We start from the raw sequence: 25,237 nt of genomic DNA, 5'->3' as shown, positions 1-25,237 counted from the left end.
GCGGCGCGATGCGCCGCCCGTCGAGCTTGCCTACTCGCTCACCCCCGATCGACCGTCTCCCGGACCGGACATGCCAAGCCGCTGCGCGATCGTGACGAGTCGAGCGACCGACTGAGCCTTCAATTTTTCCATGATCACTTGCCGATGCGCCTTGATCGTTCGTTCCGCGCAGCCAAGTTCGCGCGCGGCATGCTTGTTTGTCTTGCCCTGAACAATGATGGCAAAGACCTGCCGCTGGCGCGGCGTCAGCGTCGACAGTTGAGCCCGGAGCGCTTCCAGTTCGCCCGTCAGCGCACGCTCCGTCGCGTGCCGGGTCATCGCCGCTTCAATGGCCGTCAGCAACTCATTGGAGCTTACTGGCTTGGTGAGGAAGTTGTCCGCTCCAGCCTTGATCGCTTTCACGGTGATGCTGATGTCCGGGTAGCCGGTCAGAAACACGATGGGCAGCGTCGAGCCGAGTTCGGTCAAGCGCCTTTGAAGCTCCGGACCGTTCAAGTCAGGCATCCGGACATCCAGAAGAATGCAGCCACCGGTGTCTTGGTCTGGCGGCTGGTCCAGCAATTGCTGAGCCGATGCATAAGTGACGACCCGGTAGCCGGTCTTTTCTAATAGTCGCTGGATAGCTGTTCGGAATGACGCGTCGTCATCCACGACATGGACAATGCCGCGCATGTTTCTCCTGGAACGAAAAGTAGCTGTGCTTGCCTGTTATTCTTGATTGTCCGTACAGCGCCTTCACGCCCGGCCAAGTCTTGCCTTCTCAAGTCTCCTTCGCCTTCTATCGATTTCGGCTTGTCGAACGCCAATTAAACTTATGAAAGCTGACGTGTGATCGTCTCATCGCGAATGCCTGCCATGTGCGCGATCAAGTTGAGCGGTTTTCAATTACCGATAAGTGGCAGAGCGAGGGGAGGCATCGGTTGGATCGCGGTCACGCGGTCGATATCGCGCCGGTTTTTCTGTCCGCAAATTAACGAGGCTTCAGCGTCCAATCCGGATAGAAGGCGAGCGGCGGGGCTTCCTTAAAAGCCAAGACGACAATTGTGAAGTTTGACGAACAGGAGCGTGGTGCGCTGAAGCGAGCCGGCTTTTCCGTCGCGGACGACCACGAAGCGGCCTACCTCGAAGCCCTCGTCGCGATCGGTGCACACGACGATGAGACCTTGTGGCTGACGATCACCTTGCAGAACTCTACGCGGGTGGTGTGCGCCTTGCCGCGGAATGAGACGATCGTCGCCATCGATGAGAATGGCTGACGCCTGTTTGCGAAACCGGTCGGCCGGAACGGCCTAGCGGCGCGCGGCGATCGCCGTCAATTCCAGCTTCACGCCCGGGCCGAGATCCGCAACGCCGACCGCGGCACGCGCCGGCAGATGTTCCGCCGTGAAATAGCGCTTCCACACCTGGTTGAGCGCCGCCTTGTCGGCGAGATCGGTCATGTAGATCGTCACCTGCAGTACGCAGGAGAGATCGGAGCCGGCCCCTTCGAGCAGAGTCTTCAACTGGCGAAACACGTCGTCGGCCTGGCCCGCCATGTCGAGCCCGGCATCCTCGGGAACGACGCCGCCGAGATAGAGCACGCCATTATGCTCGACGATCTCGTGGAGCAGTCCTTCATAGGGCAGGGAACGCTTGATCAAGATGGCATCCGTGAGGGGCAGGACGAGACCTCGGGGAATGGGCAAAGCTGGTGCTGCCGGACAGGATTGAACTGTCGACCTCTCCCTTACCAAGGGAGTGCTCTACCACTGAGCTACGGCAGCAAATGCTGGCAAAGAATCGGGCCGCGACATGGGCCCACCAAGCGGGGCGATGTCTGCCACAAGCCCCCCTTCTGTGCAAGCGCGCTTGCCCCGCGAAATCGATAAATCGGCCCGGTCGCGCACCCAAAGCGCCCAATTTGACCCGAAATGCCCCGCTTTGGGGCGATTTGGTTCCGGATGAAATCCCCAGCCAACTGGGCAGTTGGCCGCAACCCTGAATTCGACCAATTCTGGCGGCTTCGTTGCATTGGTCGGCCACCGCCCCTTGAGCTGTCCTCAATCGATGGCATCCTGCCGTCGATCATGATGATGGGCCCGAAATGACCGAAGACAGCGACAAGACGCAATCAGGGGAGACCCGGCAGGACCGGCTGAAATCGGCGCTGCGCGAGAACCTCAAGCGGCGCAAAGTGCAGGCGCGCGAGCGCGCCGGGGCAGCCGGTCCCTCGCGGGAGGATGAACCGACCTCGGACGAGGAGATCGCCGGAAAGGCCGGCGGCTAGATTTTTGGAATGAGTGAGAGCGGTGATGGCGCAGGATCGACCGGAACGAGCCGAGAGGGACACGCTGATCTCGCACTTCTCCCGCCCCGAGCAGACTTTTCCGACGCTGACGCCGGCCGAGATCGAGCGCCTGCGTCATTTCGGTGAGATCAGGCATTACAAGAGCGGCGAGCTGCTGTTCGAGACCGGCAAGCGCGGACCGGGCATGTTTGTCGTGCTGTCGGGCCATGTCGCCGTCACCCAGCGCGACGGACTTGGTCACGTCACGCCGGTGATCGATCAGGGGCCCGGCCAGTTTCTGGCCGAGCTCGGCCAGCTCTCCGGGCGGCCCGCACTGGTCGATGGCCATGCCGACGGCGATATCGAGACGCTCCTGGTTCCGCCGGACCGGCTGCGCGCGCTGCTGGTGGCCGAAGCTGATCTCGGTGAGCGCATCATGCGCGCGCTGATCCTGCGCCGGGTCAGCCTGATCCAGGACGGGGTCGGCGGCCCCGTGCTGATCGGACCATCGCATTCGGCGGGCGTGGTGCGCCTGCAGGGCTTTCTCACCCGCAACGGCCAGCCGCACCACCTGCTCGATCCTGACAGCGAGCACGATGCGGCCGAGCTGATCGCGCGCTACTCGCCCAAGCCCGAGGACTGGCCGCTGGTCGTCACTGCCGACGGCACCGTGCTGCGCAATCCGACGGAGATGGAGCTTGGACACGCGATCGGCATGATCGGCGGTCCGCGCGGTGAAAAGATCTATGACGTCGCGATCGTCGGCTGCGGGCCGGCCGGACTTGCGACCGCAGTCTATGCGGCTTCCGAAGGCCTCTCGGTCGCCGTGCTGGACACCCGCGCTTTCGGCGGCCAGGCCGGCGCCAGCGCGCGCATCGAGAATTATCTGGGCTTTCCGACCGGCATTTCCGGCCAGGCGCTGGCGGGCCGCGCCTTTACGCAGGCGCAGAAGTTCGGTGCCGACATCATGATCCCGATGTCGGCGAAGTCGCTGGATTGTTCACGCAGTGCCGGCACGTTCGCACTGACGCTCGACTGCGGCGACAGCTTGCGCTCGCGCGCGGTGGTGGTCGCGAGCGGCGCACGCTATCGCCGGCCGGAAATCGAGAACCTGGATAAATTCGAGGGCCGCGGCGTCTGGTACTGGGCCTCGCCGGTCGAGGCGCGACTCTGTTCGGGCGAAGAGGTGGCGCTCGTCGGCGCCGGCAATTCGGCGGGGCAGGCCGCCGTGTTCCTGTCGGGCCACGCGAAGAAAGTGCTGATGATCATCCGCGGCGGCGGCCTCGGGGCCAGCATGTCGCGCTATCTCATCGAGCGCATCGAGGCGACGCCGAACATCGAACTCTTGTTCAACACCGAGGTCGTCGCGCTCGAGGGCGACGAGGCCGCGTTGCTGCGGCGGATCCGGTGGAAGAGCCGGCTGTCCACCGACGAGGACTCTGCCGATGTCCGCAACCTCTTCCTGTTCGTCGGCGCCGATCCCGCCACCAGCTGGCTCGACGGCTGCGGCGTGACGCTCGATCGCGGCGGCTTCGTCGTCACCGGTGCACAATCCGAGCAGAACCAGGGCCGGCTGGTTTCCCCGCTCGAAACCTCTGTTCCCGGCGTCTATGCCGTCGGCGATGTGCGCTCCGGGTCGGTCAAGCGCGTCGGCGGCGCCATCGGTGAAGGCGCGCAGGTCGTGGCCTCCCTGCACGGTTTCCTCGGCGATGCCGCGAAACCGGCGCTTTGATCTGTCCTATGGTGCGCACTCCATCGCCTCATCTTGAGGAGCGCGCCCTTGCGCGCCTCCTCGCCGTGAGGGTTTAATGACGAACAAACTTCAAAAACGGGAGGATCAGGATGCCTGCTGATATTGTCGTGCTCTACAAGACGCCCACGGACGCTGCGGCCTTCGACAAATATTACTTCGAGACGCACGTGCCCCTCGCAAAGAAACTTCCCGGACTGAAGAAGTACACGGTCAGCAAAGGCGCGGTTGGGACGCCTGCCGGCCCTGCGCCCTATCACCTCATCGCGACGCTGACCTTCGATAGCGCCGCTGACATCCAGGCTGCTTTCAAGAGCGCCGAAGGCAAGGCCACTGCCGCCGACGTGCCAAAATTCGCCAGTGGTGGCGTCGAGATGCTGATCCACGAATTCAAGGAAGTGTGAGGGCGCGTATCGGTCGGCATCGCTGATCGATGCTTCCCACTTGATGCAAGACTGCAGGTCGCACGCTCGTGGCGTGTGACAGCGGTACAAAATCAAGCCATGCGTTCGTCGTATCGAACCGCGAACGCATGGCTTAACGCCTGCGTGTGGCAACATCGCATGGTGCGGTCCGATGAGGATCGTAATACCATTCGGACCTTCTCAACGGGGAGAGTAGCGATGGTCCTTGGGTTGAGCCTGCCTGCCTTTACAATACTCCATGTCATCATCAGCCTGATCGGGATCGTCGCCGGCATCGTCGTGATGTTCGGGTTGCTCGGCTCGAAACGGATGCCGGGTCTCACAGCGATCTTCCTGCTGTTCACGATTCTGACCAGCGCCACCGGCTTCCTGTTTCCGTTCAAGGAGCTGCTGCCGTCGCACATGGTCGGCATCCTCTCGCTGGTGCTGCTCGCGATTGCCTGCATTGCGCTTTACGGCGTGAAGCTCGCCGGTGCCTGGCGCCCGATCTACGTGGTGACGGCGATGACGTCGCTCTATCTCAACGTCTTCGTGCTGATCATCCAGTCATTCCTCAAGGTGCCCGCGTTGGCGGCGCTGGCGCCGGCCGTGCCGCCCGCTCCGCCGGCCGGCCCGGTGTTCGCGGTTGTGCAGGGCATCGTGCTGGTGTTTTTCGTTCTCGTCATCATCGGCGCCTGGCGCCGCTTCAAGCCGATGGCGTTCGCCTGATTTTATTCGTCATTCCGGGGCGAGGCGAAGCGTCGAACCCGGAATCTCGATCCGCATCGACTGGTTCTACATTCCGGGTTCGCCTCTTCGAGGCGCCCCGGAAATGACTCCAGAAAGAAGGAGCAAACCATGCCCACCATCACCACCAAAGACGGCGTCGAGATCTTCTACAAGGACTGGGGCAAGGGGCAGCCGATCGTGTTCAGCCATGGCTGGCCGCTGTCGTCGGACGACTGGGACGCCCAGATGCTCTTCTTCCTCAATCACGGCTACCGCGTCATCGCCCATGACCGTCGCGGCCACGGCCGCTCCAGCCAGGTCGCCGACGGTCACGACATGGATCACTATGCCGATGATCTCGCTGCACTCACCGCGCATCTCGATCTGAAGAACGCCATTCACGTCGGCCATTCCACCGGCGGCGGCGAGGTCGTGCACTACATCGCCCGCCATGGCGAGAGCCGGGTAGCGAAGGCTGCGATCATCGCGGCGGTGCCGCCTTTGATGGTGCAGACGCCGGCCAATCCAGGCGGCCTGCCCAAGGAGGTGTTTGACGGGCTGCAGGCGCAGCTCGCGGCCAACCGTTCGCAATTCTATCGTGATCTGCCGGCCGGCCCGTTCTATGGCTATAATCGTCCCGGCGCCAAGCCGTCGGAAGCGGTGATTCAGAACTGGTGGCGTCAGGGCATGATGGGCGGCGCCAAAGCGCATTACGACGGCGTCGTCGCCTTCTCGCAGACCGACTTCACGGAGGATCTCAGGAAGATCAACGTGCCCGTCCTTGTCATGCACGGCGACGACGATCAGATCGTTCCCTACGCCGACTCCGGACCGCTCTCGGCCAAGCTTCTGAAGAACGGCAAGCTGAAGACCTACAAGGGTTTCCCGCACGGCATGCCGACCACGGAAGCGGAGACCATCAACGCGGACCTGCTGGCCTTCTTTAAGGGTTAGGAGGACAGAACGTGGCCCCCCGTCCACCGGTCCCGGAGCGTCGCGGACACAGCGACGGTCTCGTGCGTTCGGTCCGGTGCGTTAAGGCGTAGCCCGCGACGTCCATGTGAGGTGCAGGACGATGCCGCCCCAGCTCAAACTGATTGCGCTCGATGTCGACGACCTCGCCGTCATCTCCACCCATGTGCAGGACGCGCGGGTGCAGACCTCCGACATCATCTGGCGGCAGGGCGAGAAGCGTCTGGTGGTCGGCATGAACCGGCTCGATTGGGAGCAGACGCTGGACGGCGAGACCGAGCCGCGCCGGCTGGTCTCCGCGCTCCGCTTCGACCGCGTGCTTGCCTGCAAATCGCGCAATATCGACCTCGCATCGCCGGGCAAGGTCTTGGACCTCGTCGGCATCGAATTTCACAGCCAGGATGCCCCGGGCGGCAGCGCGCTGCTCCTGTTCGCCCATGGCGGCGCGATCCGGCTCGACGTCGAATGCCTGGAATGCGAACTGACCGATTTGGGCTTGGATGAGCTGGGAACGGGGGAGGACGGGGAGCCGACGTAAGGGGGTGATGATCCCGCGCCACGTACTCCAGTGTCGTCCTGGCGAAAGCCAGGATCCATAACCCCAGGGCCTGGTTGTTGAAATCCGATGTGGTCACATTTCGCCCCATCACACCGACCGGAGGTAAAGGGTCCTGGCTTTCGCCAGGACGACGGCTGAGGACCAAGGGTTGACGCCGCTTCCCCGCCGCGCCATTGAGCAGGGGACCTGGTGAGCCCGATCCACCCCAAAGACCGGCCAAAAGACCCTCGCAACATGCCCATTCGCCTCGACCGCAGCAGCGCCGATTTCGACCAGCGATTTGCGGCCTTCCTCGCCGCCAAGCGCGAGGTCTCGGCCGATGTCGAGGCAGCCGCGCGCGCCATCGTCGATGATGTCGCCAAGCGGGGCGATGCCGCGCTGATCGAGGCGACGCGCAAGTTCGACCGGCTCGAGCTTGACGCGGCCTCCTTGCGTGTCCCCGCCGCGGACATCGAGGCTGCGACGAAAGCCTGCGATGCCGCAACGCTGGATGCGCTCAAGCTCGCCCGCGACCGGATCGAGACCTATCACGCGCGCCAACTGCCGAAGGATGAGCGCTTCACCGATTCGCTCGGCGTCGAGCTCGGCTGGCGCTACACCGCGATCGAATCGGCCGGCCTCTACGTGCCGGGCGGCACGGCAGCCTATCCGTCCTCGGTGCTGATGAACGCGGTGCCTGCCAAGGTCGCGGGCGTTGCGCGCCTCGTCATGGTGGTGCCGGCGCCGGACGGCAAGCTCAACCCGCTGGTGCTGGCGGCCGCCCATCTCGGTGGCGTCACCGAGATCTATCGTGTCGGCGGCGCGCAAGCCGTCGCCGCGCTCGCCCATGGCACCGCGACGATCGCGCCGGTTGCAAAGATCGTCGGCCCCGGCAACGCCTATGTCGCCGCTGCAAAGCGGCTGGTGTTCGGCAAGGTCGGCATCGACATGATCGCCGGTCCCTCCGAGGTGCTGGTGATCGCCGACGACACCGGCAATGCCGACTGGATCGCCGCCGATCTCTTGGCGCAGGCCGAGCATGATGCGAGCGCGCAGTCGATCCTGATCACCGACTCGCCGCGGCTTGCCGCCGATGTCGAAGCGGCCGTCGCAACGCAGTTGAAGACGCTGCCGCGCGCAGCCATCGCCGGCGCTTCCTGGGCCGATTTCGGCGCCGTCATCGTGGTGAAGAACCTCAATGACGCGATCCCGCTTGCCGATGCCATCGCCGCCGAGCATCTGGAGATCATGACCACGGACGCGGACGCGCTCGCCGCCAGGATCCGCAACGCCGGTGCCGTATTCCTCGGCGCGCATACGCCGGAAGCGATCGGCGACTATGTCGGCGGCTCCAACCACGTGCTGCCGACCGCGCGTTCGGCGCGCTTCTCCTCGGGGCTTTCGGTGCACGACTTCATGAAGCGCACTTCGATCTTGAAATGCGGGCCCGACCAGCTTCGAGCGCTGGGACCGGCCGCGATGACGCTCGGCAAAGCGGAGGGGCTCGACGCCCATGCGCGCTCGGTGGGATTGCGCCTCAATCTGTCATGAACAAGCCCGAACAGGACGACACGCAGAATCGCATCGTCGGCGTCACGCTCGACGAGGAATCGATCGGCCGCTCCGGGCCGGACATCGAGCATGAGCGCGCGATCGCGATCTACGATCTGATCGAGCAGAACCTGTTCGCGCCGGAGGGTGCGGACGGGCAGGGGCCGTTCACGCTGCATATCGGCATCTCCGGCAACCGGTTGATGTTCGACATCCGCCGCGAGGATGGCACGCCCGTGGTCGCGCATCTGTTGTCGCTGACGCCGTTCCGGCGGATCGTGAAAGACTATTTCATGATCTGCGACAGCTACTATCAGGCGATCCGGACCGCGACGCCGGACAAGATCGAGGCCATCGACATGGGCCGCCGCGGCGTCCATGACGAGGGATCGCGCACGCTCCAGGAGCGGCTGAAGGGCAAGGTGCGGGTCGATTTCGAGACCTCGCGCCGGCTCTTCACGCTCATCACAGTCCTGCACTGGAAAGGCTGATCGCGGTGGCGGCGCCCCCACGCGCACGCGATCCGCAATCGGTGCTGTTTGCCTGCGCGATGAACAGCGTGCGCTCGCCGATGGCCGAAAGCCTGTTGCAGCACATGTTTCCGCACGGGCTCTACGTGAAATCCGCCGGCGCCCGGAAGGGCGAGGTCGATCCGTTCGCCGTCGCCGTGATGGCCGAGCTCGGGCAGGACATCTCCACCCACAAGCCGCAGACCTTCGAGGAGCTCGAGGATTGGGAGGGATTGAATTTCGACCTCATCATCACGCTGTCGCCCGAGGCGCATCACAAGGCGCTGGAGCTGACGCGGACACTCGCCGCCGACGTCGAGTACTGGCCGACGCACGATCCGACCGGCGCCGAAGGCAGCCGCGACCAGAAGCTCGCTGCCTATCGCGAAGTCTGCGACCAGCTCCTGCTGCGCATCCGCAAGCGGTTTGCGAAGGCCGGGGCCGCGAGTGCGTGAGGACGAGGCGAAGGACCGTAACACCGGCGTCACAGACTGCAGGCACACGCATCTGAAGCCACCTCGAATCGCCTAAGTCCGGGTTCCCGGGTTGTGAAACCGGCCCCCTTCCGATAGGTTCCGCGCGCAATTCATCCCCTGCTTCGTCCCCCAAATCACCTGATGCTCGGCCGCCCCAAATTCGTTCTTGCCTCCGGTTCGCCACGGCGCCTGTCGCTGCTCAATCAGGCTGGCATCGAGCCCGATGCTTTGCGGCCGGCCGATGTCGACGAGACGCCGAAGCGGGGCGAGCTGCCCCGCGCCTGCGCCAATCGCCTCGCCCGGGCAAAAGCCGATGCGGCGCTCAAATCGGTGCAGCTCGACGACGAACTGCGCGGCGCCTTCATCCTCTCCGCCGACACCGTGGTGGCGGTCGGTCGCCGCATCCTGCCCAAGGCCAACCTGGTGGACGAGGCCGCGCAGTGCCTGCGGCTGCTCTCGGGCCGCAACCACCGCGTCTACACCGCGATTACGCTGGTTACCCCGCGCGAGGCCTTCCGCCAGCGCCTGGTCGAGACCCGCGTCCGCTTCAAGCGCCTCTCCGAGGATGACATCCAGGCCTATATCGGCTCCGGCGAATGGCGCGGCAAAGCCGGTGGCTACGCCGTGCAGGGCATCGCCGGCTCCTTCGTGGTCAAGATGGTCGGCTCCTACACCAACGTCGTCGGCCTGCCGCTCTACGAGACCACCACGCTCTTGGGCGGCGAAGGTTTTCCGATTCGCTTCGGCTGGCTCAACGCCGTCGGCGTCTGAAGCGCCCTTCCGGCAAAAACCTCGAAAACAACCTCATGCAAAGCGGCAGTGCCCCGCCAGCGGGGCCCTGAGCATGGATTTTACCCGCCGCCACATCACCGGTGCGCTCCCTCCCTGCTGGCGCGGGAGGGCTGGGGGTAGCCACGATGCCACCTCGGAACCCCACCTCGCACAGCCTCTATCCCCCGACTTCGTGTAGGCTCACCCCATGGACGACCAAGTCAAAAAACCGCTTCCTCCTCTGAAGGCCTGCCCGATTTGCGGCAAGCCGCAGTCCCGTGGCACCCGCCCGTTCTGCTCCTCGCGCTGCCGTGACGTCGACCTCAACCGCTGGCTCAAGGGCTCCTACGTCATCCCCGGCCGCGACGACGAAACGGATGATGTAGAATAGTGAAGTATTATCAGTTAGTTGCGTTTTTCGGACGAAGCGTCCGGCGGCTCCTTCGCAGCGCCGCCCCACCTTGTGCACAGCCGGGCCGCGCCCGGCGAAGCCTTCAGGCGAAGCCGGGTGGACAGGCCGCTTTCATCACACTATAAACCGCCCGCTCGATGGGCCTTGGCCCCTCTCTTGGAGCACGCCCAGGTAGCTCAGTTGGTAGAGCATGCGACTGAAAATCGCAGTGTCGGTGGTTCGATTCCGCCCCTGGGCACCATACGCTTTTCCTCGCGGAAGCAAGATCTCGTACGATTGCTTTCGTTAGGGGCTCGATGCAGCTGCTCGTCGCCGTCACCTTCTTCCCGCGACGGCTTTGCCGTTCTGAATCTGTCGGCCTGCGTTTCCGCGAGCACTATTGATGCGCCGGTGCCGGGCCTGTCTACTGCACCATGAACCGCGAATGATACGGCAGGTTGGCTGCGCCCACCGCCTTTGGCGCGATCGAGTTCGCGCCATATAGGAACTCCACCTCGGATACCTTCTCATGAAGCTCCGAGCATAGGGTCCGTCCCAATTTCGGTGGTGCGTAGCTCGAAATGACTACGGACTTGAAGCTGACAAAACTCAGCAGCGAACGAATTGATCCCACGAGCTGGTTGCAGCACACGCGACGCCACTCAGCGTAGTATTCGGCGGCAGCCCTCGGCAGAGTTTCGGATCCGATGTCATCCAGTCCGAGCCCAAGCCGCTTCAACTCCGCTCGCAGGCGCAGCAGCCCGACGTCATGACTCATGCCGAACCTGCCGCTGTGGATTTGATAGTTCAGAACGAGACGACTGTGCAGGTGTGAGCCCAGATAGAAGAAGAGGAAATCGGGCAAAGATCGCGCCACTCCGAACAGGCTTTCCCCGCCAGCAGCCGCTGTTATGTCATCCTGGATGTAAACGGACAGATTGAGCGCGCTCTCAATGCTGGCCTGGAGATCGATTAGATCGCTGCCTAGAAGATCTCGCACACGATGCGAGCCTGTCTCGTTGGGGGCCGCCAGTCCGATACCAGCAATCCGGGTTCGGCTCGAGGGTGGAAGCGCCGCCAGAGTTTCCTGGATTTTCGCGACGAGCGCGCCGGATCCATGCAACGTTGAGTATGGATGCGCGGCGTGGTGCTGCACCTCGCCGACAAAGTCGATGACGGCAATATCGGCCGCGCTTGCGCCGAAGCTTACGCCGATCGAGAAGGCTCCTTTGGGATTGAGCGACAGGGGAATTGCCGGCGGCCCGACCCGACCTCGCTGCGCCTCACCCTTCGAGACCAGGCCTTCCTGCTCCAATGAACGCACGATGACAGATACTGTTTGCGCGGAAAGGCCGGTTTTTTCGCCGATTTCGAGGCGCGAAATTCCGGCGCTCTGCAGGAGCAACGAGAGCACAAGCCGTTCATTGTAGCTTCTCACGCTTGGCGCATTCAGGCCGCTCGCCCGGTCTGCGATCCGCAGCGGGTTCGGTGGCGCAAATCGCATGTCAGGCAAGGAACTGCTCCTCTCGGAAGACCTCAAGCAGAGGTTCGCTCAGCAACGGACCATCCGATCGCTTCGATCTCTTGTGCCAGCGCGATACCCAGCGCCCGATGTGCATCGGCGTTCATATGAAATCCGTCTGCTTCGTCGCATTGGCAAACCGCTCCGGCGTTGAAGAAATGCACGCCAAGGGAATCCGCCATGATTTCGAATTCCAGAGCGAGTTGCCGTGACTTCTCTGGTCCGCCGGCAAAGATCGATTTCCATTCCTTGATGTCGTCCAGCATTGGAGGAGGGGCCACGATCATGATTTCCGGCACACTTCCACCTGGGCCAGGCGCCAGCTCTCGTATGTCGTAGATCAGGCATCCCATTCCCATCGCGACCTCGGAAGCCGGCTTGTTGAAGCGCACCTTGAGGTCATTTGTGCCCAGCATGATGATCACGAGATCCAGGACGGTGTGGCTTTGGACGCAAGGACGCAGATATGTCCTGCCGTTCTTGTGGGCACCTTCGATTGGATCGTCGTGAACGGTTGTCCTTCCGCTGAGACCTTCTTCGATGACGTACCACTTCGGCCCGAGCTCAGCCTGAAGCACACCCGGCCACCGGGTGTGTCGATCGTGGCGCTCGAGCGGTCCGCGACCGGGTATCTGACCGTGAGTATTGGAATCGCCGAAACATAGAACCGAACGCACAAGCATCGTCCTGAATCCCCGTGCTTTTTGGTACCCATCATTGTCTCTGCCATTCGAAGACTGCAACAGGTCGATTATTCATTCAATCTGAATAACTATTGACAGCTCCAGTCAAGCTGTGCATTGCTAACCTCGCGGCGGACTGAAAAAATCCGTCAGCATTGGGAGCAGAACGCCAAGAAGTGGGGCTCTTCGCCGAGAGGAGCCGATCCATCAACCTGAATGGTCCAGACAACGTCAGCCGTGCCGCGGCGGACGGACGCTGGCCTGCGCTCTGCTCTCTCGAAGTAAATTGGGCATCGAGTGCGGTGAAGGAGGATTCATGCACCAAGGGTTGAAACTACTCGGAATTGGGCTGGTCGCCGCGACGGTGGCCGCCTGGACGGAGGCTCGCGCGCAGGAGGTCAACCTGATGCAGGGCGTCACGCCACGCCCCGGCGATGAGCGCATGACGGCTCCGGATCAGTTCAAGAAGAACGGTCCATGGAAGATCGGAATGAGCCATTTTGGCGTGAATGCCAACACCTGGACCGTCCAGATGGCGCATGATGCGGAAGCCGCTGCAAAGCTCGACAAGCGAGTCGGTCAATTCATCCTGCTCGATGCCAACATCAGCCAGGCCAAGCAGGTCGCCGATATCGAAGATCTTATCGCGCAGAAGGTCGACGCGATCATCGTAACGCCGCTGACGCCGACCTCCGCCGACGCCGGCATTGAAAAAGCCGTCGCCGCCGGCATTCCCGTCATCGTCCATACTGGTCTGACCGAGACCGACAAATACACTGTCGATATCCAGGGCGGCGGCGTTCATTTCGGCAAGGTAATGGGCGACTTCCTTGTCAAGCAGCTCCATGGCAAGGGAAACATCTGGGTCCTGCGTGGACTTCCGGCGCACCCCGAGGACATCAACCGCTACAAGGGCCTCTTGGAAGCGATCAAAGGTACAGACGTCAAGATCATCGCGGAAGATGCCGGCAAGTGGCAGTATGATGTCGGCAAGCAGGTCTGCGAAACCCTCTATCTGAACAACCCGAAGGTTGACGGTATCTGGTCGTCGGGCGCCGATATGACCCGCGCTTGCGTTGATGTTTTCCAGCAATATGGTGCGAAGATTCCGCCGATCACCGGCGAGGGCAACAACGGCTTCTTCGCTCGGTGGATCGAACTCGGCTTCCCATCGATTTCGCCCGAATACGGTCCGGAACAGGGCGCTGCCGGCGTGCGTGCCGCGGTTGCCCTTCTCGAGGGCAAGCAGCTCCACAAGCGATATATCTATGAGCCCGAAGGCTGGGACCTGGAGAAAGCCAAGAAGTACTATCGCAAAGATCTCAGCGCCAATGCCTGGTTTCCGACCAGCCTGACCGAGCAAGATCTCCAGAAGTACTACGGCAAGCACTAATCTTCGCTTGTGCCGGCGCCCTTTTAGGCGCCGGCATCCCACCTTTCATCCATGCAAGCTTTGGATCGAAGCGATGACCGTACAGCCGCTTGTCCAGATGACATCCATCTCGAAGTCTTTCGGAGGCATTGCCGCGCTCGAGGACGTCGATTTTCAGCTACTTCCTGGATCCGTCCATGCGCTCATGGGCGAGAACGGAGCCGGCAAGTCGACCCTCATGAAGATCCTGGCAGGCGTCGTTCAGCCTGACGCCGGCATGATTCGAAAGAGCGGACACGTCGTGCGCTTCGCCTCACCTCGAGAGGCGCTCGATGCCGGTGTATCGACAGTGTTCCAGGAACACTCGTTGCTTCCTAATCTGTCAATCGCCGAGAACATGTACCTCGGCAAAGAGCCGGTTACAAAGTTCGGCGTAACCGACACGGCTTGGATGGAGAGGAAAGCGAAGGAGATTTTATCCGAGCTTGGCCTGAAGCTCGATCCAGCAACCCTTGTCGGAAATCTTTCGATCGCGGAGAGGCAATTTGTAGAAATCGCCCGCGGCATCTCGGCACGAGCCGACGTCGTTATTCTCGATGAACCGACGGCTGCGCTCAATGCCGCTGATGTCGAGGTTCTCAACGCTCAGATTCTGGCCCTCAAGAAGCAGCAGAAGGCGGTCGTCTACATCTCTCACCGCATGGAAGAAATTTTCAAGATTTGCGACACCATCACCGTGTTGAAGGATGGTCGCAACGTGGATACCGTGCCGGCTTCAGCGATCCGCCCCAAGCAGTTGATCGCCATGATGGTCGGCCGGGAGCTGAGCGAGTTGTTTCCGCCCAGGTCGAACAGAACGGAGGGCGAAGTCGTTCTCTCGATTGAGGGTTTTCGGCTGACTCCGACCGCTATGCCGTCGTCGATCATGCTCCGTCGCGGCGAGATCGTGGCGCTCGCAGGCCTCGAGGGCCAGGGGCAGCGGGAGCTTGTCAGGTCGCTCGTCGGACAATACACGCCCCACGGCGGCAAGGTTGCCGTTAGAGGACGGGAGTTCGCCTTTCCGCTCTCAGGAGAGCTCGGCATTCGCGAAATGCAGGCGCTAGGCCTTGGCTTTGTTCCCGAGGACAGGAAGCTCGAGGGCTTGTTTCTTGACCTTTCTCTCGCCCACAATCTCACCATTGGACTGCACAGCCGGCATTTCGAACTCAAACCGGCATCGGCTCATCGCGAGGTGATCGCGAACTCCATGAAAAGCCTTTCGATAAAGGCCTCTAGACCGTCGCTGCCGGTGAACGCTCTGTCTGGCGGAAATCAGCAAAAGGTTCTTCTTGGACGATATCTCGCATTGGGGGCCGACATACTGATCATCGAAGAGCCCACACGAGGCGTCGACGTGGGCGCAAAGGCAGAGATCTACAAGCTCCTTCGCGACTATGCGAACGCCGGCGGTTCGGTCGTCGTCCTTTCGAGAGAAACTCTGGAGCTGATCGGTCTTTGCGACCGGCTGTATGTCATCCACGACAAGCATGTCGTTACCGAGATGCCCGCCGAATCGGCTACCGAGCACGCCATTCTCGAAGCGGCCTTGCATGGTTGAGGTGAAAACAACCGAGATGAGCCAACTTGGTCGCTTATTTTTTGGAGCAAACTCACGGCACGGGTTGTGGACGGTCCCGTTGCTAGTCGCTTTGGCCTGTTCCTTGGGCTTGGCATTTTCGACCAATGAGTTTGTGAGTTCGCAAAACATTCTCAATCTCGTTGCTCAGGCAGCGCCGCTCATCCTCGTGAGCATCGGGCAGATGATCGTGATCCTTGTGAGGGGTCTTGATCTGTCGGTCGGCTCCGTCGTCAGCCTCACGACCGCAATCCTGTCGCTCAACGCTCCCGCCTACGTTTCGGTGCCCGCGGTCATGCTCGCGGCCGTCGTGATCGGGCTCCTAAACGGGATTGCGGTAACCACCTTCAGAGTGCATCCGATCATCGCAACGCTGTCCATGATGGGCATCATGCAGGGCATCACGATGTTTGTTCGGCCCTCTCCTGGTGGCTCCGTCCCAACGGAGATCCTCTTTCTCGTGAGTGGCAAGCTCCTTGGCATCTACATGCCGGTCATATGGGTTATCGCCGCAATATTGGTGGCTTGGAAGATCGTGCACGGCTCCCGCTTCGGCTTGCACCTCTTTGCGATCGGCGGAGGTGAAACAGCGGCTACCTTTGGCATCGCCGAGCAGCGCAACGTTCTCGCAGCCTACGTCCTGAGTTCCTGTTTCGCCGCTGGGGCCGGCATTTTCTTGGCAGGTCGCATCGTCTCGGGTGACCCAAACATCGGCACGCAATATGCGGTTGATTCGATCACCGCTGTTGCGCTTGGCGGCACCCAACTCGCCGGAGGAGTCGGCAGCCTCCAGGGCACTGTCATCGGCTGCGCGCTTCTCGCAATTGTCGCAAATGGCATGAATCTTCTCAACGTCTCGGCCTTCGTTCAGACCATCGTGAAGGGACTGATACTACTCGCTGTCATATCGCTTCAGCCACGCAAGACGATTGGACTGTAAGTCATGAAGCGACTTCACGACCTGTCTCGTGCCGCGTTGCGAATACCGCCGTCCTACATCGTTCTCCTGGTGCTCCTTGTCACCTTGTGGATGATGCGGCCCAACCTGATGAACATCGCGATTCTCGGTACATTTGCGCGACAGGTCGTGCCGCTCGGTATCGTCGTTCTCGGCCAACTGCTCGTAATTTCCTCGCGCTCCATCGACCTGTCCGCTGGCGGAGTCATTCTGCTCGTCAACTACCTGATTTCTTCCGGCCTTCTTTACGAATGGCCGATTCTTCTTGTGATTCTTCTGTGCCTTGGTGTCGGGCTTGCGGTCGGTCTTTTGAACGGGCTTCTTGTCGGCAAGCGCCGAGCTTCTGCCGTCATCGTGACGCTTGCGGTGAACATCATTCTCATCGGGTTGGTTGAATATCTCGCGAACGGGAAGCCTCCGGGAGATGTCCCGGACCAGTTCCGCCAACTCTATAATCTGCGGTTCGGGACACTTCCGGCCCCAGTCATCTTTTGGTTCGTGCTTGCAGGGCTGATGAGCGCGTTTCTCGGCAGATCCGTGTTTGGAAGATTCGTCTGGTCGATCGGCAGCAATCCGATCTCCGCACATTTTTCGGGCGTGCCGGTCGAACGCACGGTCGTGCTTGTGCACACGATCTCCGGGCTCATGTCCGCGGTGGCTGCACTGGTCCAGACGTCCTCGATAGCCGTCGGAAGCGTCCGGTTCGGACCTGAACTCGTCATGAACTCGATCGCGGCAACGATCCTAGGCGGCGTGGTCTTCGGCCGACCCGCGCAAGTCTGGGGGCCATTTGTCGGCGTCCTCTGCTTCGCCCTTTTGTTCGTAGTCATGACGACCATGGGCGTCCAGGAGCCAGGCAAGCTCATTGCCCAAGGGCTGATCATCCTTCTCGCCGCGATCTTCTACGGCGTTCGCTCTAAATCTAACTCGTGAGGGACCGATGACGAAACGTATCTTGTGCTTTGGAGATTCACTTACCTGGGGCTGGGTTGCCGTTCCGGAGGGCTCGCCAACGACGCGGTTTCCCTATGCGGAGCGGTGGACGGGAGCCATGGCAGCAAAGCTCGGGCCCGACTATGAGATCATCGAAGAGGGCTTGAGTGCGCGCACGACGTCGCTCGATGATCCCGCTGATCCACGACTGAACGGGTCCGCCTATCTTCCATCCGCCCTTGCAAGTCATCTTCCGCTGGATCTCGTCATCATCATGCTCGGGACCAACGATACGAAGAGCTATTTCCGTCGCACGCCTTACGAGATCGCGGTCGGTATGTCCAAGTTGGCGGGACAAGTGCTCACTTCTGGCGGCGGAGTAGGAACAGTGTATCCCGCGCCCAAAGTGCTCATCGTTTCGCCGCCGCCACTCGCCGATTTGCCGGATCCGTGGTTTCAGGGAATGTTTGAGGGCGGGCGCGAGAAGACCATCGAACTCGCCAGCCAGTACAGATCGCTGGCTGCTTTCCTTAAGGTCGATTTCTTCGACGCGGGAAGCGTGATTTCGACCGATGGAGTTGATGGAATTCATTTCACGGCCAAGAACAACACCGACCTTGGGGCGGCGCTCGCCGGGAAAGTGGCTGATATCTTTGCCACCGCTACAAAGCACAAGATGGAGTTGACGTAGCCTGCGCTGACGTCAGCCAGGATGATGCCTTCACCTGAAGGAATCGATTGCAATTGGCCGCACTTGCGAATTGCGCCGCGGCATCGCCGCGTGCGCTCCATGGTCCCACATGGGACGTTCATTCCGAAACCGGTCATGGACTTCCATGACCGAGTTCGCCCTCTCGTAAGGTGCGGGCTAATGACAACCACGACTGGTCTGTGTCGCCTCACCAGAGGTTCGCCACCGTTGCCGTTGGGACAGGACTATTCAGTCATCACCGTTCCACAGCGCGCCGATGTCTATTCCGATGGCGGGAGGAGAGCGTCGGCCCGCGCGCTGAAGGGATTCGTGCATCGCGGCGACGTCGTGATGCTCAATCCCGAACGTCAGGGTCAAATCGCCTGTCGCGAACAAGGTCGATCCCTGTGGGCAAGCATGGCGCAAATCTCGCCCAATGGGTAACCGCCGGCTGCCAATCGGTCAGCCGCGGTCGCAAAAAGCCGGACATCACCCGAAAGGCGTCGCCCGTCCAATATCCGATCGCAATCTCACTTTTGCCTATGAGCTTGAGACTTGGTGGTTGGCCTGCTGCTGATACGATCAGCAGCAGGCGCTCCTTCGCTGGTGGGATTTGAAGCGGATAAGCGTTCCATTCGATTGTGTGTAACGTTCGCTTGGTCACGGCCGGATTTGCCCCTAAATCCCATCGTCAGGTAGCCAAAGCAGGCCGCCCAAGATGATCGAGGTTGCAATTTTCGCGATGTCCCCAAAGGTGCAGCTCGGGCCAGCCGCGCTGCAGCGTTCAGTGACAAACCAGCACGGGCGTTTTCGCGTAGGTCAGCACCTTGTTCGTCACACTGCCCATTAGAAGCATGGGCAGTCCGCTGAGCCCATGCGATGACATTACAATGAGATCGCAGCCTTTGTCCTCGGCTGTCGTGATGATGGCTTGATGCGGTTGCACATTCTCCACCTGAATTGTCTCGCAAGTAACGCCGGCCTCCTTGGCTGCATTTGCCACGTGATCCAACACGCTCGCAAAGTCGCCTGTCACCGCAAAAAGCGGTTCCACCACGTTGATTGCGGACACCTTGGCTCCAACGAACTTCGCCAACGCCAACCCGTGCGTCACCCCATGCTCAGCCAGCACCGACCCATCTGTCGGAATGAGAATATGCCGGTACATGCTTCACTCCCGATTGTCTGAACGTATAGCTGCCTTCCGAAGCAAAATTGGGCCCGCGTTTCGGGTATAGTCTTGCGATATGTCAATCGGCCCATTGGACGGCGACCCACATGTCCGCGCGTGGCTCACCCCACGTTTTTCGCGCGGCCCAGACGACCCGGAGCCCGTGCTGGGTCGTCCGCCGCGAGCCTTGTCTTCCGTGTGGTTCTGGTGCGGCTCGTGGTATGGTTCTGGGGACGGACACCTGCACCTGCGGGGGCAGCCATGGTCGAATATCCTGACAGACGGATCGACTACCGCGAGCAAGGATCGGGGCCGGTCCTTCTTTTCGTGCCCGGCTCATGGAGCACGGGAGCGCTGTGGCGTGGTGTGATCGCTCACCTGGGAGACAGCTTTCGGGCGGTGACAACGAGCCTGCTCGGTTATGGCGACACCGAAGAGCGCCGCACCCCCGACGACACTTCCATCGAACGGGAGATCGACGTCGTCGAGGCCGTGATCCAGCGCACCAACAGTGCTGTCCATCTCGTTGGGCATTCGTGGGGTGCCACGATATGCTTGGCGACCGTCCTGCGTGACCGGACCAGGATCGCAAGCATGACTTTGATCGAGGCGACCCCGTTCAATCTGCTTCGCCACTCCGGCGATCTCGCGCTGTACGAGGAAGTGCGCGCGCTGAGCGACACTTATGTCCGCTCGTGGGACGACGGAAATCTGCTGGCTGCGCGGAGCATCATCGACTTCTACGGCGGTGACGGCAGCTTTGACGCCCTTCCAGCCCGGACCCGGGACTACATTGCTAGCACCACGCCGACGAACGTTCTCGACTGGTCGTCGGCATGGGGTTTCGATATGCCGCTTGCCGCCTATGCGGGCATCACTGCGCCGAGCCTCTTCGTGCGAGGCGAGCGCGGTCATCCAGCCGTTTATCGTGTCGCCGAGGTGCTGGCAAACGCAGTCTCCAGATCGTCGCTGGTGACCGTTCCCGGCGCCGATCACTTCATGATTGCGACCCATGCGCCGGATGTCGCGAGGCTCATCCGTGAGCACGTCGCGACGGTCGAGACGCTGCGCTAGTTTAGCGACCGATCGGCGCGGCATCGGCCCGACCTCGGCATCCAACCGTCGGAGAGCGGCGGGCGAGGCGCGGGGCATCGGCCATTGGGCCGCAACGGCAGGGCCATAGGAAATGTCGTACGGAGCGCAGGACTACAGGACAACGGCCAGCGTTGTTCGCCCGGGCCGCCTCTCACTGCACGCGCATGAACCTATTCCGTGAGCGTTGACTTGGATCAATACTGCCAACGTTCTGAGTGCAGGGGTGTTGTGCCGACTTGGAGGAAGTTCCAATGCGCACATTGGCTTTGACGCTTTTGACGATGGGTATCGTCTTAACAGCAGGGCAGGCCCGGGCTCAAAGATATGATCCGGCTTTTCCCGTTTGCTTGAATGTCGTCTCTTTCGGAGCCACCCCCTACTATAGATGCAGCTACACGACGATGGACCAATGCAGGGCGTCGGCCAACGGTCAGATGTGCATCCTCAACCCATATTACGCTGGTGCGACGGCGCCTGTGCGCGGGAACAATCGGCGTTATTCTCGCCAAGTCGGATCACGATCGCCAGCGCGCGCCGTGACCAGATCGTACGCGCCACCTGAGCCACCGATCCACTACCGGACTGCGCCGTACAATCAATACAATGAACCGTATTACGGAGCTTCCCAAGGTTACGCGCCGGGCGAGAAACAACGATTTCTCGAAAGTGTGAGACGGCAGATGTAAAGTGCGAAGCAGCGGGTCGCTAGCAGCCGGCCCGCGTCGTGATCGCCCGGGCGTTGCGGTCGGACTGATCGCGGTGACGGCGCTGGCGTGGACGTATCTGGCCGGCGGCGCCGGCATGGATGTCGAGATGATGGCCGAGATGCCGAACATTGAGCCGGTGCCAGGGACGTCGGTTTATGCCGCGCTCCTGTTCGTCAGGTGGTGGGTGATGATGATCGCGATGATGGTGCCGAGTGCGGCGCCCACCATCCGGCGTCATCCTGTTGGCTGCAGGGCCGGCCTGGTTCTCATGGTCTCCGGCGCGATCATGCTTGCGCGCGGAATGTGAGGTTCGGGTGGACGCGGGGCGTCCATCAGGTTGACCGCCGTTGCGGTGTGTTTCTGTGATGGAGAGGAGGTGAGCTTACGAATGTGAGAGAGCCGGCCGATTTTGGAATTTCATCAAGCAACCGAACGCATTCCATTTTCAGGGAGCAGGTTCATGACATCCAATCTCGAGATCGCGAAAAAGGGTTACGAGCTCTTCCAGCAGGGCGACATTCCGACCCTCTTGAATGAGGTTATCGATGGCGGTTGCACCTGGATAACGCCCGGCCCCAGGGACAAATTGCCTTGGGCCGGCCGTTACAAGGGAAAGCAGGAGATTGCCGGCTTCTTCACGAAGGTCGCGGAGAACATTGACTTCAGCGAGTTTGCGCCGCGCGAAATGATCGAGCAGGGCGATACCGTCGTGGTCCTGGGCACGTCTTCCGGGCGGATGAAGAAGACGGGCAAGGTCAGCAAGAACGAATGGGCCCATGTGATGAAGTACAGCCAGGGAAAGCTGGTGTACTTCCAGGAATATTACGACACGGCCGCGGAAGTCGCCGCCATGTCCTGACATGTGCAAGATCGGAGGGCGCCGATTGGCGCCCTTCCAGTTTGTCCGCTTCTTGCGACAACAGGCCGCTGATAGCCTCAATCGCCGCCGAGAGTGACCGGCCCCTCCACGGGGATCTCGGCTCTGAGGACGGTTGTCAGCGACTTCGCGGTCTTGTCGGGGCGCTCGAGGCCGAAACGGCGAATAGTGGCACTGCTGCTCGACGCCAATGGGCTGACCAGGAGGTCCGCCCCTTCCGTCGTGCTCGTCGTCGCAACGCTCACGCCGCGGGCGCCCTCGCCGAAGGGAGTGAAGGAGGCCATCTCGGTAAAGCCGGCATGAGGATGCGCAGCGGCGCTGTGAAGATACATCGAGGGCCCGCCATCGAGCGCCGACCCGCTGGAGAAGATCTTGACCACGCCGCCGTCACGCTGGCCGACGACGATGCGCTCGGCGCCGCCGAGCACGCCGGCGAGCCAGCCGGTGGCAAGCGTGACGCCACCCCGATGGGCGTTGCCGAAAGGTGAGAATTCCGTCGTTGTCACCGGCTGCCCGCTGCCGGCAGAGCCATGGTGATGATCGCCGGATCCGTGACCGATCGGCTCGAGCAGCGGGAACGCGAAGACCTTCACGGTGGACGGCGCGCCCGGTCCGGGCGCGGTGACGATGCTCTGGCGGCCCGTGGTGAAATCGACGAAGCCTGCGCTGAGGGTCACGCCGGATTGATCCCCGGGATAGGGGGTGAAGGACGAGAACACGCTTGGCGCGGTGCCGAGGACCGGCAGCGCGGAGCTGAACACCTTGACCTCGCTCGGATTGCCGGGGCCAGAGCCGACGATGATGTTGTCGCCGGTGGTGATGCCGTCGATCTTCGCGACCGCAACACTCACGCCGTTCCTTGCGCCGGCGCTGAACGCGTTGAAGCGTGCGAGCTGTGTCGCGAACGGGGCGGCGCCATTTTTCGCCGCGCCCGAGAACACGGCGATCTCCGGTGCGTGGCCGGCGCCGGCGCCGACGACCAGATCGTAGACGCCATCGTCGTCGACGTCGCCCATCGCGACGCTCAAAGAGCCTTCGAATGCCGGAAACGGCGTGACTGTCGCGAGCAGTCTGTCGCCGTCCAGGACCCTGACCGTGGCCGGACGACCGCGGCTGCCCGGGACCGCCACGGCATAGGACGACACGGCCGGGATGACGTTGACCAGCGCCATGAGACCATTGTCCTCGTGATTGAGGCGATGGCAGTGCATGACGAAGAGGCCGGCGTAGTCCTTGAAGCGGGTCCTGATCGACAGCGTGCCGGGCTGGATCACGGACTCCTCCGGCCCGAGATTGGGGACCGGCACATTGGCATTGTCGATGCCCTGCATCACTGATCCGACCTTCAGCCCCGTGGTGGGATCGGAGATGCCAGTGATCTGGAAATCGTTCACATGCACGTGGATAGGATGCTCGTCATTGTTCTCGTTGCGAAACACCCATTCTTCCATCGAGTTCAGGCGGGGCTGGATCAGGGGGACGTTTGGAAACGCGCCGCTGTCGAAAGCGTAGATGAAAGTCTTGGGATCATGCGTGCTCGCGAGATCGTTGAGAAAGCCGCCATTGATCAGAATATGGCGTGTAAGGTCGGGCGTGGCCGCGGAGAGATCTTCGAATGGCGTGAAGGCACCGAGCGGCTGGCCTTCGGAGAAGGCCGTGGTCTCTCCTCGGTCCCCTCCGGTCACGGCCCGCGCCAGGACCTGGGTCGGAAACAGAAAGAAGCCGTCATAATAGCTGACCGCGGACGGCAGCACGCTCAGCGTGCCGAGCACTGCAGGCGGGTTCTCCGTGCCGTTGCTGGTGTAGAGGATGCCCGGCGCATTTTCGGCTCGCGCGCCTGCGCCTCGCTCCGGCATTTCCAGAATCAGGTCGCCGCTATCAGGCATCGTGACCGCAATCGCGAAGCGCGAGGCCGGCGGGATGACGAGGCGCGTTCCGTTCTCCTCGACGGGGTAGCGGACCGCGGGACTGGGATTGCCGTCCTGTCCCACGATGGCGATCTTCGGATGGCGCCCGGTCGCCGTCTCGGTCAGGTGGACGCTCATATAGGCCATGTCGCTCACATTCGCGAGAACCCAGATCTCGGTCTGTCCCGGCTTGCTTCGCAGCGTTGGCTGGAATTGGCCGTTCACCGTGAACTGGATGTCGCGGAGATGGTCGGGAAGCGACGGATCGGCCGCCACGTCATCCGCCCGCCCGCTGCTGGCCGTAAATGTCTGGAGATTGTTCGGGATGAACTGGAAGCGCCCGCGCATATTCTGGATCGAGAGCGGGCCCGCATACCATACGGTCGCAAAGCGGGAGCCTGGCGCGGCTGCGGTGAAATTCACCGGCGCTAGAATCGGACGATAGGTCCCGTTCGCCAGCGCCCCTGGGGCGGGCGGGGTGAGGGTGCTGACGAATTGCGGCCAGTTGGGATTGTTGAGCTGCGGCTTCGGTCCCCGGCGATCCAATACGAAATTGTATTGAAGCATCATGTTGCGGATCGGGATCGCCTTCTGCGTGACGACCGGCAGATTGCCGTCGGTCCGTCCGATCGCAAGCAGGCCGGCGAGTCCTGCATACACATGCGCCGTCGTCAGCGTGTGGAGATGCGGATGGTACCAATAGGCTCCTTGCGGCTGGTTGGTGGGGATGTCGTACACATAGGTGCTCGAGGTGCCGACCGGCATGTGGATGAGGACGTTGTCGGCGTTCCCCTTCGGGCTGACATGCAGCCCGTGGGTGTGGAGATTGAGTGGCGAGCCCGCGAGCTGCTCGGGATAGGTCGGGACTTCGCCGCCGGCCAGAGTGTATCGCGGGTCGTAGAAGTCGCGGATCGTGAGTCCGGACAGCGCATTCTCGAGATGGATGACGAGCCGCTCGCCGGGGAAGACCTGCAGCGTCGGTGCCGGATAGAGACCCTTTGCAGCGGTCTCGCCGTTTGACGCCTTGCCGCGGACCAGGCGATAGCCGAATAGGAGCGCGTCCCTGACCGGGGCCGCTGCGGTGTCGAGCGCGATCTCGCCCTGCTGCGCGGTGAGCGTGACTTCGAGCACGCCGTTCTCGCTGGCCAGGGTGACGGGCTCCTTGTAGGCGGGCGGCGAATAGCTGGCGGTTTGCGAGAGCGCCGTGCCGACGCCGAAAAACATGATCGAGATAGTGGCCAGGATCGCCCGAGCGATCCTGCAGAAGGCGCAATGCATCCGATTCCCCTGATATTCCTTGCCCGCAACGAGCTACCATAGATTCGTTGGTTTCGTCGCGCGGACGTCGA

General features: G+C 61.9%; 28 protein-coding genes and 2 tRNA genes. 22 read left to right on the top strand and 8 right to left on the bottom strand.

The features are described from left to right. Nucleotides 1-30 precede the first annotated feature (30 nt). A complete protein-coding gene (locus ACV1FX_RS18215; protein ID WP_473118919.1) occupies nucleotides 31-672 on the bottom strand; it encodes a response regulator transcription factor in 642 nt (213 codons plus the stop codon). A 371-nt stretch (nucleotides 673-1,043) separates the two neighbouring features. On the opposite strand from ACV1FX_RS18215, the gene ACV1FX_RS18210 reads away from it, so the two are divergent. Then, nucleotides 1,044-1,256 carry a hypothetical protein gene (locus tag ACV1FX_RS18210; protein WP_473118918.1) on the top strand — a complete coding sequence of 71 codons (213 nt, stop codon included), beginning with the start codon at nucleotides 1,044-1,046 and terminating at the stop codon, nucleotides 1,254-1,256. Between the two features lie 33 nt (nucleotides 1,257-1,289). On the opposite strand, the gene ACV1FX_RS18205 is transcribed toward ACV1FX_RS18210, so the two are convergent. Both ACV1FX_RS18205 and ACV1FX_RS18200 read right to left on the bottom strand, forming a co-directional pair. Further along, complete coding sequence (locus tag ACV1FX_RS18205) at nucleotides 1,290-1,640, bottom strand: RidA family protein (protein WP_473118917.1); 351 nt, start codon at nucleotides 1,638-1,640, stop codon at nucleotides 1,290-1,292. A 48-nt stretch (nucleotides 1,641-1,688) separates the two neighbouring features. Next, nucleotides 1,689-1,763, bottom strand: a tRNA-Thr gene (locus tag ACV1FX_RS18200). A 320-nt stretch (nucleotides 1,764-2,083) separates the two neighbouring features. On the opposite strand from ACV1FX_RS18200, the gene ACV1FX_RS18195 reads away from it, so the two are divergent. The 12 genes from ACV1FX_RS18195 (at nucleotide 2,084) to ACV1FX_RS18140 (ending at nucleotide 10,619) form a co-directional block, all read left to right on the top strand. Then, nucleotides 2,084-2,266, top strand: a complete 183-nt coding sequence (locus ACV1FX_RS18195) for a hypothetical protein (protein ID WP_473118916.1) — start codon at nucleotides 2,084-2,086, stop codon at nucleotides 2,264-2,266. A 25-nt stretch (nucleotides 2,267-2,291) separates the two neighbouring features. After that, entirely contained in the window at nucleotides 2,292-3,998 is a 1,707-nt protein-coding gene (locus ACV1FX_RS18190) for an FAD-dependent oxidoreductase (protein ID WP_473118915.1), read from the top strand. A gap of 110 nt (nucleotides 3,999-4,108) precedes the next feature. After that, on the top strand, nucleotides 4,109-4,420 hold the full coding sequence (locus ACV1FX_RS18185) for an EthD family reductase (RefSeq protein ID WP_473118914.1): 312 nt from the start codon (nucleotides 4,109-4,111) through the stop codon (nucleotides 4,418-4,420). A 219-nt stretch (nucleotides 4,421-4,639) separates the two neighbouring features. Continuing rightward, nucleotides 4,640-5,149 carry a hypothetical protein gene (locus ACV1FX_RS18180; protein WP_473118913.1) on the top strand — a complete coding sequence of 170 codons (510 nt, stop codon included), beginning with the start codon at nucleotides 4,640-4,642 and terminating at the stop codon, nucleotides 5,147-5,149. A gap of 129 nt (nucleotides 5,150-5,278) precedes the next feature. Further along, nucleotides 5,279-6,103: an alpha/beta fold hydrolase gene (locus ACV1FX_RS18175; protein WP_473118912.1), complete on the top strand. Its 825-nt coding sequence runs from the start codon at nucleotides 5,279-5,281 to the stop codon at nucleotides 6,101-6,103. 121 nt (nucleotides 6,104-6,224) lie between these two features. Further along, nucleotides 6,225-6,659 carry a DUF2948 family protein gene (locus tag ACV1FX_RS18170; RefSeq protein WP_473118911.1) on the top strand — a complete coding sequence of 145 codons (435 nt, stop codon included), beginning with the start codon at nucleotides 6,225-6,227 and terminating at the stop codon, nucleotides 6,657-6,659. A gap of 255 nt (nucleotides 6,660-6,914) precedes the next feature. Further along, on the top strand, nucleotides 6,915-8,210 hold the full coding sequence (hisD, locus tag ACV1FX_RS18165; protein ID WP_473118910.1) for a histidinol dehydrogenase: 1,296 nt from the start codon (nucleotides 6,915-6,917) through the stop codon (nucleotides 8,208-8,210). Beyond that, a complete protein-coding gene (locus tag ACV1FX_RS18160) occupies nucleotides 8,207-8,701 on the top strand; it encodes a UPF0262 family protein (protein WP_473118909.1) in 495 nt (164 codons plus the stop codon). The genes hisD and ACV1FX_RS18160 overlap by 4 nt, the downstream gene beginning before the upstream one ends. 5 nt (nucleotides 8,702-8,706) lie before the next feature. Further along, complete coding sequence (locus ACV1FX_RS18155) at nucleotides 8,707-9,174, top strand: arsenate-mycothiol transferase ArsC (protein ID WP_473118908.1); 468 nt, start codon at nucleotides 8,707-8,709, stop codon at nucleotides 9,172-9,174. Between the two features lie 162 nt (nucleotides 9,175-9,336). Next, nucleotides 9,337-9,966 carry a Maf-like protein gene (locus ACV1FX_RS18150; protein ID WP_473118907.1) on the top strand — a complete coding sequence of 210 codons (630 nt, stop codon included), beginning with the start codon at nucleotides 9,337-9,339 and terminating at the stop codon, nucleotides 9,964-9,966. A gap of 208 nt (nucleotides 9,967-10,174) precedes the next feature. Then, the gene (gene yacG, locus ACV1FX_RS18145) at nucleotides 10,175-10,357 is read left to right on the top strand and encodes a DNA gyrase inhibitor YacG (RefSeq protein ID WP_473118906.1); all 183 of its coding nucleotides are present in this window, start codon (nucleotides 10,175-10,177) and stop codon (nucleotides 10,355-10,357) included. A 186-nt stretch (nucleotides 10,358-10,543) separates the two neighbouring features. Next, nucleotides 10,544-10,619 (top strand) — tRNA-Phe (locus ACV1FX_RS18140). Between the two features lie 162 nt (nucleotides 10,620-10,781). Here ACV1FX_RS18140 and ACV1FX_RS18135 read toward each other — a convergent pair. Continuing rightward, nucleotides 10,782-11,861, bottom strand: a complete 1,080-nt coding sequence (locus ACV1FX_RS18135; RefSeq protein ID WP_473119060.1) for an ROK family transcriptional regulator — start codon at nucleotides 11,859-11,861, stop codon at nucleotides 10,782-10,784. 32 nt (nucleotides 11,862-11,893) lie between these two features. After that, nucleotides 11,894-12,562 carry an SGNH/GDSL hydrolase family protein gene (locus ACV1FX_RS18130; RefSeq protein WP_473118905.1) on the bottom strand — a complete coding sequence of 223 codons (669 nt, stop codon included), beginning with the start codon at nucleotides 12,560-12,562 and terminating at the stop codon, nucleotides 11,894-11,896. A gap of 316 nt (nucleotides 12,563-12,878) precedes the next feature. On the opposite strand from ACV1FX_RS18130, the gene ACV1FX_RS18125 reads away from it, so the two are divergent. The 5 genes from ACV1FX_RS18125 to ACV1FX_RS18105 all read left to right on the top strand — a co-directional run bounded on the left by ACV1FX_RS18125 (nucleotide 12,879) and on the right by ACV1FX_RS18105 (nucleotide 18,131). Beyond that, a complete protein-coding gene (locus ACV1FX_RS18125; protein ID WP_473118904.1) occupies nucleotides 12,879-13,955 on the top strand; it encodes a substrate-binding domain-containing protein in 1,077 nt (358 codons plus the stop codon). Between the two features lie 73 nt (nucleotides 13,956-14,028). After that, nucleotides 14,029-15,531: a sugar ABC transporter ATP-binding protein gene (locus tag ACV1FX_RS18120; protein WP_473118903.1), complete on the top strand. Its 1,503-nt coding sequence runs from the start codon at nucleotides 14,029-14,031 to the stop codon at nucleotides 15,529-15,531. Further along, nucleotides 15,524-16,489, top strand: a complete 966-nt coding sequence (locus ACV1FX_RS18115; protein WP_473118902.1) for an ABC transporter permease — start codon at nucleotides 15,524-15,526, stop codon at nucleotides 16,487-16,489. The genes ACV1FX_RS18120 and ACV1FX_RS18115 overlap by 8 nt, the downstream gene beginning before the upstream one ends. A 108-nt stretch (nucleotides 16,490-16,597) precedes the next feature. Further along, nucleotides 16,598-17,440, top strand: a complete 843-nt coding sequence (locus ACV1FX_RS18110) for an ABC transporter permease (RefSeq protein ID WP_473118901.1) — start codon at nucleotides 16,598-16,600, stop codon at nucleotides 17,438-17,440. 7 nt (nucleotides 17,441-17,447) lie between these two features. Further along, entirely contained in the window at nucleotides 17,448-18,131 is a 684-nt protein-coding gene (locus tag ACV1FX_RS18105; protein WP_473118900.1) for an SGNH/GDSL hydrolase family protein, read from the top strand. 249 nt (nucleotides 18,132-18,380) lie between these two features. Here ACV1FX_RS18105 and ACV1FX_RS18100 read toward each other — a convergent pair whose 3' ends face one another. Together ACV1FX_RS18100 and ACV1FX_RS18095 are read right to left on the bottom strand one after the other, a co-directional pair. Continuing rightward, nucleotides 18,381-18,527, bottom strand: a complete 147-nt coding sequence (locus ACV1FX_RS18100; protein ID WP_473118899.1) for a hypothetical protein — start codon at nucleotides 18,525-18,527, stop codon at nucleotides 18,381-18,383. Nucleotides 18,528-18,915: 388 nt separating this feature from the next. Continuing rightward, on the bottom strand, nucleotides 18,916-19,299 hold the full coding sequence (locus ACV1FX_RS18095; RefSeq protein ID WP_473118898.1) for a universal stress protein: 384 nt from the start codon (nucleotides 19,297-19,299) through the stop codon (nucleotides 18,916-18,918). A 264-nt stretch (nucleotides 19,300-19,563) separates the two neighbouring features. Between ACV1FX_RS18095 and ACV1FX_RS18090 the strand changes: the two genes are divergently transcribed. The 4 genes from ACV1FX_RS18090 to ACV1FX_RS18075 all read left to right on the top strand — a co-directional run bounded on the left by ACV1FX_RS18090 (nucleotide 19,564) and on the right by ACV1FX_RS18075 (nucleotide 21,963). Beyond that, entirely contained in the window at nucleotides 19,564-20,376 is an 813-nt protein-coding gene (locus tag ACV1FX_RS18090; protein WP_473118897.1) for an alpha/beta fold hydrolase, read from the top strand. Between the two features lie 272 nt (nucleotides 20,377-20,648). Further along, nucleotides 20,649-21,083: a DUF3551 domain-containing protein gene (locus ACV1FX_RS18085; protein WP_473118896.1), complete on the top strand. Its 435-nt coding sequence runs from the start codon at nucleotides 20,649-20,651 to the stop codon at nucleotides 21,081-21,083. Nucleotide 21,084: 1 nt separating this feature from the next. After that, a complete protein-coding gene (locus ACV1FX_RS18080) occupies nucleotides 21,085-21,411 on the top strand; it encodes a hypothetical protein (RefSeq protein WP_473118895.1) in 327 nt (108 codons plus the stop codon). A 153-nt stretch (nucleotides 21,412-21,564) separates the two neighbouring features. Further along, nucleotides 21,565-21,963, top strand: coding sequence for a nuclear transport factor 2 family protein (locus tag ACV1FX_RS18075; protein WP_473118894.1), 399 nt, complete (start codon nucleotides 21,565-21,567; stop codon nucleotides 21,961-21,963). 77 nt (nucleotides 21,964-22,040) lie between these two features. On the opposite strand, the gene ACV1FX_RS18070 is transcribed toward ACV1FX_RS18075, so the two are convergent. Further along, nucleotides 22,041-25,166, bottom strand: a complete 3,126-nt coding sequence (locus ACV1FX_RS18070) for a multicopper oxidase family protein (protein ID WP_473118893.1) — start codon at nucleotides 25,164-25,166, stop codon at nucleotides 22,041-22,043. Between the last annotated feature and the right edge of the window lie 71 nt (nucleotides 25,167-25,237).

The organism is Bradyrhizobium ingae (genome assembly GCF_055791185.1).
The sequence above is the reverse complement of the archived record's forward strand: the minus strand, read 5'-3'. Positions and strand labels throughout refer to the sequence as shown.